Genomic DNA, 15,286 nt, shown 5'->3' with positions numbered 1-15,286 from the left:
GGTGTTGTCCTCCGACATCGTCGCCTGGTGAATGTTACCTTGCTAGGACAAATCCGGGTAAGCGAATATGAAGAGTCGGGATGGAGCGATGTGGTAGACGTCGATCTGGCGATCGTGGGATCGGGTGCAGCGGGTTTCGCCGCAGCCATCGCGGCCCGTCGCCGAGGCAAGTCGGTGGTGATGGTGGAGCGCGCGACGGTCGGCGGAACATGCGTGAACACCGGTTGCGTGCCGTCCAAGGCACTGCTGGCCGCGGCTGAAGCCCGCCATGTCGCACTGTCGGCCGGCAGGTTCCCCGGTATCGACGCCACGGCCGGCCCGGTGGCCTTCCCTGATCTGATCACCGGCAAGGACGAGTTGGTCGGGCGGATGCGGTCGGGCAAGTACGTCGATCTGGCCGCCGAGCACGGTTGGGAAATCCTGTCCGGTCGGGCGCGGTTCGTGGACGGGCCGGCACTGTGGGTGGAGTCGCCCGACGGCTCAGGCGGGCAGGTCGTCGCCGAGCACTACCTCATAGCCACGGGCTCCACGGCGTGGGTGCCCGAGATAGAGGGACTGGACGGGATCGACCACCTCACCTCCACCACGGTCATGGAACTGGCCGAACTGCCGGCCTCGTTGCTGATCGTCGGCGGCAACTACATCGGGCTGGAACAAGCGCAGCTGTTCGCGCGCCTCGGGGTCCGGGTCACCGTGGTGGAGACGCTGGGGCGGCTGGCGCCCGCCGAGGAGCCGGAGGTCTCGGCGATGATCGAGCGGGTGCTGTCCGACGAGGGCGTCACCGTGCACACCGGAACCGAGGTGCAGCGGGTGCGCACCGAGTCTGGGCGGATCGTCGCGTCAGTAATGGGTGGCGGCACGCGGCGCGAGTTGTCCGCCGATCGAATGCTGATGGCGACCGGCAGACGCCCGGTCACCGACGGGCTGGGCTTGGAGCGGATTGGTGTGGGGCTCGGCGGTTCGGGACAGGTGCTGGTCGATGAGTACCTGCGCACCAGCCATCCGCAGGTCTGGGCGGCGGGGGACGTGACCGGACAGCCCCAGTTCGTCTACGTCGCCGCGGCTCAGGGCGCGCTGATGGCCGACAACGCCTTTACGGAGACGGGGCGGTCGCTGGACTACCGGGATCTGCCCAGGGTGACCTTCACCGGCCCGGCCCTGGCCTCCGCCGGTTTGACCGAGGAGCAGGCGCGCCGGCAGGGACTGGATTGCGAGAGCCGGGTGCTGCCGTTGGAGTTCGTCCCACGGGCGGTCGTCAACCGCGACACCCGCGGCCTGGTCAAGCTGGTCGCCGAACGCGACACCGGCCGACTGGTGGGTGCGCACGTGGTCGCCGAGGGCGCGGGCGAGGTGATCGCGACCGCCGTGTACGCGCTGCGCGGGCGGATGACCGTCGCTGACATGGCCGCACTGTGGTGTCCCTACCTGACCATGACCGAGGGACTCAAACTGACCGCGCAGACTTTCACCCGGGACGTCGCCACGCTGTCCTGCTGCGCTTCGTGAAGGGAACGCCCGTGACGAGGACCTCGGCACCGCCCGCCGACACCGTCTGCGGGTCCGTGCTCGACGTGGCACCCGGTCGCCGGATCACCGCCCTGGATCCGGCGACGCGCGCGCTGCACCGGATGATCCTGCGCGCCTTCGCCGCCACCGGAGGGCCCCCGGCCGTCCCGGCCGTGGCCGCCGCGGCAGCCGAACTCGGACTCGACCCGCGCAAGAGCCTCGCCGGCCTTGTCGACCGGGACATCATCGGCATGGGAGCGCGGCGCGGCGACATCGTCTACGCCTACCCGTTCTCCGCCCGCCCCACCGCACACCGGGTGCACCTCGTCGACGGCGCGCAGCCGTACGCGATGTGCGCCGTCGACGCCTTGGGCATGCCCGCGATGCTGAACAGCGACGCGCTGATCACCTCGGTGGACCCCTACAGCGGGGAATCGATCACGATTACCGTCACCGACAAGGGCAGGACCGCCCGGTGGCAGCCAGGCGGGTGCGTGGCGTTCATCGGAACGGCCGGTGACTGCTGCGCGGGCACGGCGGCGCAGGTGTGCTGCGACTACCTCAACGTGTTCACCTCCGCCGAGCACGCGCACGCCTGGGCTGCCGGGCATCCGCACGTGCGGGGGTGCGTGGTCGATCGTGACCGGGCGCTGCGCCTGGGCATCGACGTCTTCGGGGACCTCCTCGGTTGACGCGGCCACGGCCGGGCCGGATGCTCATTGCTGGGCGCGCTGGCGGGAGACGAACTCGGCGTAGCTGCGGATGGTGGCCAGCGATTCCTCGCTGAGGATGTTCGAGTAGGTGATGACCTTCTCGGCGTCGACCAGGCCGCGGACGGTGTCGACGGAGCCCTCGGAAGCGATCACCAGGTCGGCGTCGAGCAGGACCGCCGCCAACGAGTCCTGGCCGAGATGCGCGTGGCGCACCTCGGCCGGGATGACCTCGGCCCGCCGCAGCGAGCGCTCCATGTACGACGGCCCCTCGGGCTCACTGCAGACGATCGCGACGCGTTTGTCGGCGCTGGTTTCGCGGATGCGTTGCAGCACTTTCAGTGACGGACCCACGCCCGCGGCCAGTGTCGGCAGGTCGGCTCCGGCGAGCAGGGAGTTGACGTGTTCAAGACAGTAGAAGGGCACCAGGGCGAAGTCGAAGCGCCGCAATCGTGCTGCACGATCGGAGACGGTCAGTGACGCCAAGTCGGCAAGCGTCATCCCGTGGACAGTGCTGTCAGGCAGGGCGGCCCGCACCGCGTCCGACAGCGACGCCAGTTCGCCGTCGTATTCGTCGACCACCAGAATCCAGGGGCGCAAGGGTTGTTGGGCGCTCTGGTAGTAGGCCAGTTCGGCGAACTCGCGGGCATCGAACCCGGCCGCTTCCGCGGTGCGCAGTGCCGTGGCGACCAACTCCCGCAATGCCCCGGCCCGGAGGGCGTCGGCCGTCGCCGCGGTTTCGGCCACCGTCGTCCCGCCTCCGGCCCTGGTGCTCACGTACCCCTCCGCCTCCAACTGGCGGTAGCCCTGGGCCACGGTGTTGCGGTTGATACCCAGGAACTCGGCGAGTTGTCGGATCGTGGGCAGCCTGTCGCCGCGGGACAGTTGACCGCTCGCGATGGCCGCGACGATCTGGTCCCGGATCTGCGTGGCCAGCGGCACACCCATCGTCCGGTTGATCGCGATCCTCATCATCGACTGCGGCCCTGCCTTCGTCTCGTGGAATCCCGCCATTCTGCGCCCCCGAACGCTGCCTGGGCGGGTGGGCCTCTCCCATCGGTTCGGCCGTTGCCTTCCTCGGTTTCACTCGGCTAGCCGAATATGTCCCATTGACATAGGACAAACCCGGTCATAGCGTCGTCCTCCACAGTCATCCGCGCCGCGACAGGGGATTGATCATGGGGGAACGAGCACGTCAGCAGGGGTGCTGCGCCGCCCCGGACTGCCCGACCACGTTCGACGACCGGGCAGTGCTGGGACAGCGACGATTAATACTGGTACGCCGGATCTCGGCGGTGTGCAGCGTGATGACGTGCGCCGCGGCGCTGGTGTCCCTTCTTCCCTCCGTGCCCGTCGGGTCCGAGACCGCCGAACGTTTGGCATGGGCCGCCGCGGTGTGGGGGCTTCCCCGCTTCCTGGGTGCGGCGAGGGCTGCGCTGGCAGCACGGAAGGTCACGCCTGTGCTGCTGGTCGCGGTGGGTCTGGTGGTGATCGCGATAGCCGGTCTGCCCCTCATCACGGCGGTGGTCGTGGCCGCCGTACTCGTCAGCGACCTCGTTCGGCGGCCGGTCACCTCACCGGGTGCGCCGGTCGCCGTCCGCACGTCCGACGCGCAGCGCGCCTGAGGGGGACACGAGATGTCCTCGTTCGTGTTCATGAAGCTGTTGGAGACCCGCGCCGCCCGCTACGACCTGGGCATGGGCCTGCTGAGTCTGGGACGCATCCAGGACACCTACCGGGCTGTGGCGCTGCAGGTGCCCGAAGGCAGCCGGGTACTGGAAGTCGGGTGTGGGACAGGCGGCGTCACCGCGCACCTGCTGGAGCGCGGCTGCCGGGTGATCGGCGTGGACCGCTCACCGGGAATGCTCGACATCGCCCGACGCAAGCTGGGGACGGCCCTGGACAGCGGCCGGTTGGAGGTCCGGGTACTCAACCTCATCCAGCTCGACAACGCCATCGCCGAGTCCTCGGTCGACTGCGTGGTGTGCTGCCTGGTCCTGAGCGAACTCAGCCAGGCCGAGCGCCGGTACGCCCTCGACCAGTTCTGCCGGCTGGTCCGCCCCGGCGGCACCGTCGTGCTGGCCGACGAGGTCGCTCCCCGTTCTCCCGGCCGCCGGCTGCTCTACCGCGTGGTCAGGATGCCGATGGCCGTGCTGACCTACCTGACCACCCAGACCACCACCCGGCACACCGGCGACCTCGCCGACGCCTTGCGCGAGCGCGGGCTGGAGGCGGTCGAAGCCACCACGGTGCACGGCCAGTCCTTCCAGATCGCCTCGGGGAGGAAACCCGCATGCCGGTTGCAACCCCAGCCGTGACGACCAGTCCGCTCCGCTCGGCGACACAGTTGTTGTTCCGCTCCTTCCCGTTCCCGACCGAGCCGGGCCTGCGCGTGTTCGGCAATCCCGACCGCACGTCCCCGGTCTTCGTCACCGGCAACTTCGACCACACCGTCCGGCTGGTGTCCCGGGTGCTGCGCGACTACGACTGCTATCTGCTCGTCGCCCCGACCGACGGCGTCAACGTCTGGTGCGCCTCGGCGGGCGGGCACTTCGGCGTCGACCAGGTCGAAGCGGCGATCAAGCTCAGCGGCATCGACGACCTGGTCGACCACCACCGCCTGGTGCTGCCGCGGCTGACCACACCGGGGGTCGACCCCAAGGAGGTACGCCGCCGGACCGGGTGGCGCGTGGTGTTCGGCCCCATCGACATCGCCGACCTGCCGACCTGGCTGGACGAGTCGTTTCCGCGCCTGGTCTCCGACCGGGTGACGTTCCCGTTGCGCACCCGCGTCGAGATGGGGATCGGCGCGGGACTGTGGCCCGCCGGACTGCTCGGTGTACCCAGTCTCCTGATCGCAGGGTGGAAGGCCGGGCTCGCCGTCATGGCGCTCAGCTACGTCCTGTCGGTGTTGTTCGCCGTCGTCTATCCGCGCCTGCCCACCAAGCCCGGTCTCCCGCAGGCCATTCCACTGGCCGCGATCACGGGCGCGATCGGGTTCGGCGCCGCGGCCGTGCTCGGGCAGGGACTGTTCGGGCTGATCTTCTGGCCGGTGGTCATGGCCGGGGTGGGTGCACTGGTGGCTTTGGACTTCCCCAGCTGGTCACCCACCGACGTGTGCAAGCAGGAGTTGTTGTGCTTCCTGTACCCGGCCACCCTCGCGCCGCCGGGGTTCCTGCCCACAGTGGACGAGCCGGCGTGCATCGCCGGCTGCGACATCTGCGTCAAGGTGTGCCCCAAGGGAGCACTGACCCTGAACATGGACAGCAAGGCGTTCCTCAACGACCCCGACGGATGCATCAGCTGCTTCGCATGCGTCCAGCAATGTCCGGTCGACGCCATCTCCTGAGACCGTCCGACAACTGGCCCGTTTCGTTCCAACAACACTTTGGGGGACCGGATGACCGCCGACCAATGCGCCACCAATGCGCCACCACCGACCTCCGGGTTGTTCGGTGAAGCCGACCTGAGCCAGCAGCGGCTGTTCCACCGCAACCTCGGCTTCCTGGCCGCGACGTTCGCGTGCATGGCCGCGGGCGCGGCCATCATCCTGTTCGTCGACACGGCACCGTGGCCGCAGATCGGGAACGTGATCAGTTGGATCGGCCTGGTCCTCGGCTACCCGATGTTCTGGCTGGCGGCCAGGACCCTGTTCAGCCGCCGACCCCGTCTCACCACCGAAGTGTTCATCACCCTCGCCCTGATCGCCGTGGTCTACGAACAGGAGTACTGGTACGCCTCCTGGGTCGTGTTCATCATGTGGCTGGGCGAGACGCTGATGGCCTGGGCAGGCAGGCACGCGCGCTCCGCCGTGGAAGCGCTGCTCAGTCTCGTGCCGCGCCAAGCCCGCCTGGTCACCGCCGACGGCTCGGTGATGGTGCCGGTCGAACAGATCCGCATCGGCCAGACGGTCGCTGTGCACCCCGGTGAACGCCTTCCCGTGGACGGCATCGTCACCCGAGGCGACACCGCGGTGGACGAATCGATGCTCACCGGCGAATCCGTCCCCGCCGACCGCGGCGTGGACGACGAGGTGTTCGCGGGCACCTACAACCTTCAAGCCGCCATCCAGGTGCGTTCCACCACGACCACCGACCAGAACACCGTCGCCCGCATCGTGGAGATGATGCGCCAAGCCCAACAGCAACACGTACCCGCCCAGCGCACTGTCGACCTGTTCCTGAAGTGGTTCCTGCCGCTGGTGCTGCTGATCGCCGCCGCCGTCGGCATCATGACCGGATCCCTCGAACGCGTCGCCACGATCCTGCTGGTGATCACCCCGTGCGCCTTCTCGGCCTCCACACCACTGGCGCTGATCGCCGCCGTCGGCAACGCCGCCCGGCGCGGCATCGTCATCAAGGGCGGCGCCAGCATGGAGGCGTGCAGCCGCGCCACCACCGTCCTTCTGGACAAGACCGGCACCCTCACCGCCTCCACCCCCGAACTCGTCGGCATCGACGCCTTCGCCGGCCGTACCGAAGACGAGGTACTGCGACTGGCCGCGATCGCGGAAACACCTTCCAGCCACCCCCTGGCCCGAGCCGTGTGCGCCGCAGCCACCGCCAAGGGCCTGGACCTTTCCGAACCCGAGTACTTCGAAGTCGCCGGGGGCCACGGAGTGCTCGCGGTCGTCGAGGGCCGCCAGGTGGCGATCGGCAACGAACGCTTCCTGGCCCTGCGCGGCCTGACCCCGCCCGAACACGTGCGCCAGGCCGCGGAACGGCGCGAGGACGCCGGCCACACCCTCGCCTATCTCGTCGAGGGCGACACCGTGATCGGCATGTTCGGCTTCCTCGCCCAACCCCGCGAGTCCGCGCCCGCCGTCATCGCCGGGCTGCGCAAACTGGGCGTGCGGCACCTGGTGATGGTGACCGGCGACCGCTCCAAGCCCGCCGAGGCCGTCGCCCGTCGACTCGGCATCGAGTACCTGGCCCAGGCCACGCCGCAGGCGAAACTCGACGAAGTCCAGCGCCACCAACGCGACGGGCAGGTCGTGGCCATGGTGGGCGATGGCATCAACGACGCCACAGCCCTCGCTGCCGCCGATGTCGGAATCGCCATGGTCTCCGCCGGCGCCGAAGTCTCCGCCATGGCCGCCGACATCGTCGTGCACGGCGACCATCTCGGCCGGGTCCTGACCGCCGCCCGTCTGGCCCGCCGCGGCATCCGCACCATCAAAATCAACATCCTGTTCGCCACCGGCTACAACGTCGTCGGTCTGATCCTGGCGTTGGCAGGACTCATCTCACCCGGTACCGCCGCACTCTTCCACGCAGCCAGCTTCATCTCCGTGGTCGTCAACTCCGCGCTCGTCCTGGCCTACAACCCCAAGGTCCCCGACGAGCCGTCCTCGCCCCGCTGCCTCGACGCCGACGACAACGCCCCTGCACCGTCGGCCGCCTAGGCGGTCCCACTCTGCGTCGGCGCACGAACCGCACTGCCCGCCCACCACGCCAAGGAGCACAGATGGACACCGGTCAACTGGCACAGCGCCTATCGGCGGCCCTTACGCTCACCACACCGCCCGTGGCGCTGTCCTTCGTCGACACCGCCCCCGTCGACATCCCGACCACCCAGGAGATGTCGCCCGCAGCGTGCGCCTTCTGGCGCCGCGCCGAGAACACCACCTTCTACGCCCCCGCCGAGGCCCACCACAACTGCCCCATCGGCCACATGGTGATGGGCTTCCAGATGCCCGACCACATCGCCGCTGAACTCGGCGAACTGGTGACCAACATGTGCGAGTGCGACTACATCGACGCCGACGAGGCCGCCAAGATCCCCAGCCGGACCGGCCAGCACGTAGGCATCGTCTACGGGCCACTGGCCCAGCACCCCAACGAGCCCACCGTCGTACTGGTCTGGCTCACAGCCCAGCAAGCGATGCTGTGCAACGAAGCCAACGGCAGCGCCAAGTGGTCGGCCGAAACCGTGCCTCGCACCACCGGCCGCCCCGCGTGCGCGGCCCTGCCTCTGTCGGTCGCCAACGACACCCCCGTGATGTCCTTTGGTTGCACCGGGATGCGCACCTTTACCGAGATCGACGACGACCGCATGCTGCTGGCCATCCCCGCCACCCAACTGGCCGCGTTCGTCGTCGCCGCCGAAGCCTCCGCTGCCACGAACCGAACGATGGCCGCCTTCTACCAGGACCGCAAAGCCACCCTCACCGCCAACGTCACCGCCTGATCCGCTCGCGGGCGCCGCAAGGGTTCCGCCCCGCGGCGCCTCATCCCTCGAACAGGAAGGGCCATGTCCCTATCCCATCAGCGTGCCCGCGCTGCGGTACTCCTCGTCGGGCTCCTCACGACCGGGCTTCTCACCGGCTGCGGGACCATCGGCACCACACCCGCGACGTCCGGCCTCAGCACGACCACAAGCGCTCCCGCCGCACACCAGGTACGCACGTTGAACGGGGACACCGTCACCCTCCCCGTTCCCGGCAAAACCACCGTGCTGCACTTCTTCTCCCTCAGTTGCGCCCAGTGCATCGAAGGCATTCAAGCCGTCGGCAAGGCCCAGCAGGCCGTTGCCGCCGACTACATCGCCGTAGCTATCGATCCCGGTGACGAACCCGAGGACATCACCGGGATGCTCTGCGCCGCGGGCAGCCCGCAACTCACCGTCGCCCGGGACACCGACGCGACCCTGCTGCGAACCTGGCGCGTCACCGCACCGGCCACCACGATCGTGGTTGACTCGACCGGCAAGATCGCCTTCCGTGGCGTCGTCCCCACCGCCGAGGAACTGACCGAGGCTATCCGCGGGGTCACCACATGACCGACCTCCTGGTGCTCGCCTTCGCCGCAGGGGTGGTCACCCCGGTCAACCCCTGCGGCTTCGCCCTCCTCCCCGGCTACCTCGCAGCCGCAGCCACTCGGGACTCAACCAGTGGCCCCACCCAGCGACTACTTGCCGCACTGCGCGGCGGGCTCGCTCTCACCACCGGATTCACGGGCACGTTCGTGATCGCCGCCCTCGCCGTCGCCCTCGGTCTGCGCCCGCTGCTGTCCTGGACGCCCTGGTTGGTCGTCGGTCTCGCCATCCTGATCACCCTCGCCGGAATCGCACTGCTGGCCGGGGTGCGGCTGCCGAGCCTCATGCCTGCCCGGATAAGCACCGGCACCGCACAACATCCCCGCAGGATGATCGTCTTCGGCGCGGTCTACGCCGTCGCCTCCCTGTCCTGCACCCTGCCGATCCTCGTAGCGCTCACCGCCCAGAGTCTGGCCGTTACACACCTTCCCGGCCTGCTCGCCGTGCTGGCCGGCTACGCCGCTGGCGCCACCACCGTGCTGCTGGCCATCGCCGTCACAACGACCCTGGCCGCCGGACTGCTCACCCGCCTGGGCCGCCGTGTGCTGCCCCACGCCACACGCGTCGCGGGAGCGATCCTGACCGCAACCGGCATCTACCTTCTGCTCTTCTGGGCACCCACCCTGACCGGGGAGGGCCGACCCGACGATCGCGGGTGGACCTCGACCACCGCCGCCGCCGCCGACTGGATCGCCACCCACCCCGAAACAGCCGTCATCGCGCTCGCCATCCTCGCACCCCTCGTCACCTTGGCGTTCCGACGAGCACGCAGAGATCCCGACGTCGGTCGGTCCGCCGGCAGCGCTGACGAGCGCACCAGTCCAGGCAAGGAGCAATGAGCCAAGCAGCCCTATTGACGCCATACCGTCCGGAAAATCGCGATGGCCGAATCCACAGGCCTGGGTTGGATGAGGGCGGTGCCGCCGCCAGCCTCACAACATCCACCCGTCAACTGCACCACGAGATTCTCACAGTCTTCACCGACACCAGTCGATCACCCTGGCCCCAAGACTTTGCGGGCATCGACCACGACCCCGCGTTGCGCAAGCTGACCGAACGTGACCTGCTGGTCGTCGACAAGCACGGCCGGATCCGCGCCGTCTAGCCTTTCTCACCCGAGCCAACGCGCCGCGTCCGGTGAGCCCTTCTCCCGCGGAGCGAGGGCCGCAATAGTGGCCCTGATGGTCGCCACGCTGCTGGTGGTCGCTTCCCAGGTCCCCAAGGCTGAGCGACGACGTCGGTGCCGTCCTCGGCGTCATACCGTTCTACGACGTGTTCCTCGCTGTGATGGCCATTCTCGGCCTCGCTACCACCCGCTTGTTCCGACTCGGCCCTCGGACAGCCGCACCATCGTGTTCACCGCCGCCACCCGCAACTCGCTGGTCGTGCTGCCTCTCGCACTCGCCCTGCCCCGACTCACTCGGCGTCGCCAGCATCGTGATCATGGCTCAAACCCTCATCGAAGTCATCGGCATGGTCACTATGTCTGCGTCGTCCCACGGCTGGGCCCGAAGAGTCTGACAGGCAGCGATCGGACAGTCACGAGTGGCTAGTCCGGCTCCACAGGACAACCTGTCTGCGACACTGACCTGGCTGCGACAGCTTGACTGTTTACATAACCAGTGGCTCACTGCTGGGGTTCGGGGCGTTCGGGTTCCCCATCGACTTGGTAGACGCGTTCTCGTGAGCATGTACCGGATCGGGGGATGATCAACGCCCTAGGATGGTTCGGTAACTGTGGCAAACATCGTGTTGGAGTACGTCAAGACTCTGATTTGGCCGCTCGTCGTGGCAGGTGTTCTGATCGGCTACCGCCGCTCAGCGTTCCGGCTCTTGGGGCGGCTGACGAGTGTGGACGCGGCCGGAGTAACGGCTACGTTCGACAACGCTGCTGACGAAGCGGAAGAAATCAGCACCTCCGACACCGAGTAGTTCGCATCGCTCGTGCGCTTGGACGACACCGCGAAGTTCCAGCCGACCGCGTATCGCGATCTGCGCTCACTTGGCGAGACGTACCGCGACGGCCAACCTGTCCTGCTGGATCTGACCGACACCAGCGACGCCGACGCGAAGCGCTTCGTGGACGTCTCGGCCGGGCTCGTCTTTCACGCACGGGGCAGCATGGACAAAGTGTCGAGCAGGGTCTTCATCCTCACCCCGCCGCTCAAGAACCCCAAACAGCGTGATCTCGGCTAGGTGTCGTACAGTATCTACTTCGTGCTGACGGTGGCGGCTTTGATTCGCAAGCGCAGGCACATCCTGCCGACGCTCGCGGCGCCGTTCCGGCGGTCCGCCGAGGTGTCCGTGTAACAGAGATCCGTTCTGGATATCCCGGCGTAGGCATCGCGTCAGACGCCTGGAGGTTCGCGACGGATCTGCTCGTGCCATGGCAAATCCCGGCGTTGTTCGTGCGGCGTGCCGACAAGGTAGCGCGCAACGAAGTCGTCGAAGCCCGAGTTGGTGAGGTCTTGCCGGGCCGTAGGTTCGATGTGCTGACGCTGCGCCTTGCACTCTCGCCAGTCGGCTTGAGTGTGGAGCGTATGCAGACTCGGCCACATCCACCGCGTGCGCCACGCGATCATCTCTTCCGATGGGCGGTCGCCAGAGCAGTAGGCCATCCGCCAAGCCGCGTAGAGGTCGGTGAGCTCGTCAACCGCGACTGTGTGCCGATACCAGCACGGCGGAATGCTCACGTCCGCGGACAACGGATACCGGGTGATGAGATGGTTCACGAACCATCGCAGTTCGTGCCATAGCTGTGCAGCTTGGTCGCGGGTCAGAAACGCCCAGGTCCACCGGTTGGGCCGGCTCAGGTCCTCCCGTTCTGCGAGATTCCTTTGCAGCTCCAGAAGGAACTCGCGCAGCGACTCGACCTCGTCGAGCGCCGTGGCAACGCTGCCACCTAGCTCGGAAACGACACCCGCAAGGTCAGCAAGTTGGTGAGCCTGTTGCTCGCTCGTCAACGCGAGCTCTGTGACCACCTCGGGAAGCAGTTCCATGTCCAGGACAGGTACATCCTCGACGTGCGTTCTTTTCGAGGCTGCAGTGTTGTCTTCTGGCCCGGACTGTGCGGAGGGAACCTCACTCATCGTGTGCCAGCCTGGACGCTTTGGGACTCGGCGAACATGTATCGACGCTCGCGTAGGCAGCGAGGAGTTTGCGTGCCTCGTTGCGGCTGTGTGTGACTAGGTCCGAGAGGTCCGGGGTCTCCCACCAGCCCGGTAGATCGACCTTGGCCGCGCGGAGGTTGCGGTAGAACAGCAGGCCTTCTCCATCGCGCAGTTCGCGGATCGCGTCCACGGTCAGCGCACGTTGCCGCCAGGGAGAGACGGTGACCTGATCGCGGGCTGCGCTACCGGTGGACACACTGGCCTGGTCGATGATGCGTTCGGGCAGCAGATCGGACAGCGCCATCAGGTCTTTGGAATTGCTCAACCCGCCGAGTACGAGCTTGATCGACGCGCAGTCCCAGATCTCGATCGCCTCCTCGACGCCCCAGCGTTGGCGCAACTGCGAGAAGTTCTGCACGTAGACGTAGATCTGGACGCCGCGCCCACCGGAGTCGGCCAGTCGAGCGCTCAGGTCGTCGACCGGCGTGATGTTGGCTGCTTCGTCCATGACGATCCGCAGGGGCGGATCGAGGCGTAGATCGCCGTAGGCGGGGGCGCTGAGCTGCTCCGCGGTCGGACGCTGGGAGAGGATGTCCGCGCGGTGCAAGACCTCCACCATCAACGCGTTGACCATCGGAGCGGCCGAGTTCTTCCTTCCGCGCGACACCATGTACAAGGTGTCGCGCCCGCTGCGGATGAAGGCGTCGATGTCGAAGTGCTTGTCGCCCGGCTGGGGCGTGAGCGACCGCATGATCGTCGGAGACGTGAGCGGGCGAAGCAGAAGTTCGAGAGTGGAGTAGATGCCGCCCGCGCCCGAGGTGTCGCTCGTGCTCTTCAAGCTGTCGAGCAAGTTGCGGAGTCCGTCGGCGATCGCGGGCGCGGCACGCTCGTCGGTCTCGAGGATCTGTGCCGGCCGATACGACTGGCTGGTCGTCCACAGCCACAGCGTGCCAAGGTCAGAACCACTCAGGGCTGCCGCATGCAACATCGCGGCAAGCACGCCTTCGCTCTTGCCGCTGAAGTACCCGCCGTTCTTGGTGTCTTCCAGCGGTCGGGCACTGCAGATTGCCACCGCTCGGCGCAGCGCTACGTCGAAATCCTCACAGCCGCGGATCGGGTTCCACCGCAGCTTCTCCGGCCACGGCACCCGATCTTCCGGATCAAACACCCACACGGAACCGCGCTTGGCGCGCTCCATGACCGTCAGCTCGATCAGGTCGAAACGCGTCGAGGTAGCGACCAGCGCACCGGGCGCACGCAGGACGTCGGACACTGCTTGACGGCCGGTCTTGCCCATCCGCACCGGTGCTACGACGAGCTTCGAGTCTTCGTGCGTGCCATAGATTCCCTCGCCGGTAGCCGGCCAGCGAGCGAACAAGGCCCCTGCATCGTCTGCGCTGATGTCGAGGAACTTGGCCAGCGAAGGACGAAGTCGTGCAGCGTCCTTCGTCACAGCCTTGGCACCAAGGCGTTCCTGGATGGCGTGACGATCGGCTAGACCGGATCGCTGCTCGGCCCGACGCCGGTAGATCCGGTACCGCCAGGCGAACACCCGAGTCCACAGCACGAACTCAGCGGCGAGCACCACTAGAACGAGACTGTAGGTGAGGAACGGGTGGCCAGGTCGGGGATCGGTAGGCCAACCTGCGGCAGGGTCTGACAGGTGACTCGCCCAACCGGCTACCGTGGCCGGGATCAGGCGAGGCGGAGGCCAAGCCCATCCGTGCCCTGCGAACCAGCCAGACAGTGCGCCACCAGTAAGCACAGCCAAGAGGAACGTCACCAAGAGCGCACCCAGCAACGGGTAGAAGACCCCGAACACAGGCCTGGGGGACGAAGGAACATGACGTTCCTGGTCGCGTTCGCTCATACGCGCCAGACGATCCCGGTAAGCGCGCCGTCGGTGTCGGTCAGCGCGATCTCTCGCGGCGAGCGCTCGTGCCGCACCAAGATCGGGTCCCGTGAGCCTATCTGGAGCAGACACGTGCCCTGGTCCAGCGCCATGATCGTTTCGGCAGTTCCGGGCGGCAGGTTGTACAGCTCGGCGCAAGCGTAGGCATCGTCGTAGGAGCCCTGGCAATAGATGAACCTGGTCTCTGCTTCCCGAAGCAGTGCGCGTCCAGGGCTGCCAGGCGGCAAATCGGGAACGTGGTGAGTACCGAGAACGGTCGCTAAGCCCAGGCCTCGGGAGATCTTGGCGTTGCGGCGCAAGACCTCACCGATGGACCCCTCGGCGACGTGCCATCCCTCCTCGATGATGTTGACGGTCTGCTCCGCGCGCTCCGATCGCGCAGCGAGCATGTTGGTCTGCCAGGTGTTGACCAGCGCCATGACGACGCGCAGCGCCGGGCCTTCGGTCGGTAGGGCGCTGAGGTCGATGTGTGTGAGCCCGCTGGGATGGTCGAGGTTGACATCGAGACTGGTCTCGCCGTCCACAAGGCCGGCAAGGTCTTCCTGGATCATCCGCTCGAGCGCGAACGCGCAGTCCAGTCCCCAGTCCTGCAGTTCGTCGACGGTGCGGCTCAGCGCGTCGGCATCAACCGCACTGGGGTGCAGCAGGTGGTGCACAACGTCGCCGATGACCGGCACCCGATCGCGCTCACGCGCGTCGCGGGTAGCGGCCAGTAGCGCCAGCCGCAGCGCCTTACCCTCGCGTTCGGTGACCGGGCGTCCAAGGGCCTCGCTGAGCACGGCGCGCAGCAGCATCATCTGCCCGGTCGGGCGCTCGATGTTGTCCAGGGCATGGCCAGCGTCGTCGATCTGTTCGCCTCCCAGCGCGATCACAGGGTCGAGCAGGTTGAGTCGGCTGCCGGTGCCGTCGAGGCTGAACCGGATGGAAGGTGCTCCGAGAAACCGGGCGAGCGCGGTGTACTCGCCGCGCCCGCCTTGCAGTTTCTTGTCCAACACGACAACGCGCCTGTTGCCCAACATCAGCTGCCGGATACACGCCCAGGTCTTGAGCAGGCTGCTCTTGCCCTTGCCGACGTCTCCAATAACGGCGACGTTCACTGAGCTGATTACCTTGTCCTCGTAAGCCGTGTACGGGTCGTGTACGACGAGTTGCCCGGACAACAGGTCGGTGCCGACGATCAAGCCACGACTGCTGGTCGGAGGTGAGCTCAACGCGAGGTTGAGCGCCTCAGC

General features: G+C 67.5%; 16 protein-coding genes. 12 read left to right on the top strand and 4 right to left on the bottom strand.

Going from position 1 to position 15,286, the window contains the following annotated elements; genetic code table 11:
* Positions 1-27: 27 nt before the first annotated feature.
* Complete coding sequence (gene merA, locus DFR72_RS05880) at positions 28-1,506, top strand: mercury(II) reductase (RefSeq protein WP_425459870.1); 1,479 nt, start codon at positions 28-30, stop codon at positions 1,504-1,506.
* An 11-nt stretch (positions 1,507-1,517) separates the two neighbouring features.
* Positions 1,518-2,198 carry an alkylmercury lyase family protein gene (locus tag DFR72_RS05875; protein ID WP_090063669.1) on the top strand — a complete coding sequence of 227 codons (681 nt, stop codon included), beginning with the start codon at positions 1,518-1,520 and terminating at the stop codon, positions 2,196-2,198.
* Positions 2,199-2,222: 24 nt separating this feature from the next.
* On the opposite strand, the gene DFR72_RS05870 is transcribed toward DFR72_RS05875, so the two are convergent.
* The gene (locus DFR72_RS05870; RefSeq protein WP_170176137.1) at positions 2,223-3,188 is read right to left on the bottom strand and encodes a GntR family transcriptional regulator; all 966 of its coding nucleotides are present in this window, start codon (positions 3,186-3,188) and stop codon (positions 2,223-2,225) included.
* 206 nt (positions 3,189-3,394) lie between these two features.
* Between DFR72_RS05870 and DFR72_RS05865 the strand changes: the two genes are divergently transcribed.
* The 10 genes from DFR72_RS05865 to DFR72_RS05820 all read left to right on the top strand — a co-directional run bounded on the left by DFR72_RS05865 (position 3,395) and on the right by DFR72_RS05820 (position 11,228).
* Positions 3,395-3,841 carry a hypothetical protein gene (locus tag DFR72_RS05865; protein ID WP_143086617.1) on the top strand — a complete coding sequence of 149 codons (447 nt, stop codon included), beginning with the start codon at positions 3,395-3,397 and terminating at the stop codon, positions 3,839-3,841.
* 12 nt (positions 3,842-3,853) lie between these two features.
* Positions 3,854-4,534, top strand: coding sequence for a corrinoid protein-associated methyltransferase CpaM (cpaM, locus tag DFR72_RS05860; protein ID WP_090063672.1), 681 nt, complete (start codon positions 3,854-3,856; stop codon positions 4,532-4,534).
* The gene (locus DFR72_RS05855) at positions 4,510-5,565 is read left to right on the top strand and encodes an HgcAB-like fusion protein (protein ID WP_090063673.1); all 1,056 of its coding nucleotides are present in this window, start codon (positions 4,510-4,512) and stop codon (positions 5,563-5,565) included. Before cpaM ends, DFR72_RS05855 begins: the two co-directional genes overlap by 25 nt.
* Positions 5,566-5,616: 51 nt before the next feature.
* The gene (locus DFR72_RS05850; RefSeq protein WP_090063674.1) at positions 5,617-7,620 is read left to right on the top strand and encodes a heavy metal translocating P-type ATPase; all 2,004 of its coding nucleotides are present in this window, start codon (positions 5,617-5,619) and stop codon (positions 7,618-7,620) included.
* 62 nt (positions 7,621-7,682) lie between these two features.
* Positions 7,683-8,405: a DUF169 domain-containing protein gene (locus DFR72_RS05845; protein ID WP_090063675.1), complete on the top strand. Its 723-nt coding sequence runs from the start codon at positions 7,683-7,685 to the stop codon at positions 8,403-8,405.
* Positions 8,406-8,624: 219 nt separating this feature from the next.
* On the top strand, positions 8,625-8,996 hold the full coding sequence (locus tag DFR72_RS05840; RefSeq protein ID WP_170176136.1) for a TlpA family protein disulfide reductase: 372 nt from the start codon (positions 8,625-8,627) through the stop codon (positions 8,994-8,996).
* Entirely contained in the window at positions 8,993-9,871 is an 879-nt protein-coding gene (locus DFR72_RS05835) for a cytochrome c biogenesis CcdA family protein (protein ID WP_090063677.1), read from the top strand. Before DFR72_RS05840 ends, DFR72_RS05835 begins: the two co-directional genes overlap by 4 nt.
* Positions 9,868-10,137, top strand: coding sequence for a hypothetical protein (locus DFR72_RS44870; protein WP_143086618.1), 270 nt, complete (start codon positions 9,868-9,870; stop codon positions 10,135-10,137). The genes DFR72_RS05835 and DFR72_RS44870 overlap by 4 nt, the downstream gene beginning before the upstream one ends.
* Before the next feature lie 632 nt (positions 10,138-10,769).
* A complete protein-coding gene (locus tag DFR72_RS05825; protein WP_090063678.1) occupies positions 10,770-10,964 on the top strand; it encodes a hypothetical protein in 195 nt (64 codons plus the stop codon).
* An 18-nt stretch (positions 10,965-10,982) separates the two neighbouring features.
* Positions 10,983-11,228 (top strand): cell division protein SepF, encoded by a 246-nt coding sequence (locus DFR72_RS05820; protein WP_170176135.1) that lies wholly within the window; start codon positions 10,983-10,985, stop codon positions 11,226-11,228.
* Positions 11,229-11,380: 152 nt separating this feature from the next.
* Here DFR72_RS05820 and DFR72_RS05815 read toward each other — a convergent pair whose 3' ends face one another.
* The 3 genes from DFR72_RS05815 to DFR72_RS05805 form a co-directional block, all read right to left on the bottom strand.
* A complete protein-coding gene (locus tag DFR72_RS05815; RefSeq protein WP_143086619.1) occupies positions 11,381-12,121 on the bottom strand; it encodes a hypothetical protein in 741 nt (246 codons plus the stop codon).
* Positions 12,114-13,730: a type IV secretory system conjugative DNA transfer family protein gene (locus DFR72_RS05810; RefSeq protein ID WP_170176134.1), complete on the bottom strand. Its 1,617-nt coding sequence runs from the start codon at positions 13,728-13,730 to the stop codon at positions 12,114-12,116. Before DFR72_RS05810 ends, DFR72_RS05815 begins: the two co-directional genes overlap by 8 nt.
* Before the next feature lie 278 nt (positions 13,731-14,008).
* On the bottom strand, positions 14,009-15,235 hold the full coding sequence (locus tag DFR72_RS05805) for an ATP/GTP-binding protein (protein WP_177224503.1): 1,227 nt from the start codon (positions 15,233-15,235) through the stop codon (positions 14,009-14,011).
* Positions 15,236-15,286 lie beyond the last annotated feature (51 nt).

The organism is Lentzea flaviverrucosa (assembly GCF_003350445.1).
GTDB lineage: Bacteria > Actinomycetota > Actinomycetes > Mycobacteriales > Pseudonocardiaceae > Lentzea > Lentzea californiensis.
Note: the sequence above shows the minus strand (reverse complement) of the source record. Positions and strands in the feature narration are given on the sequence as shown.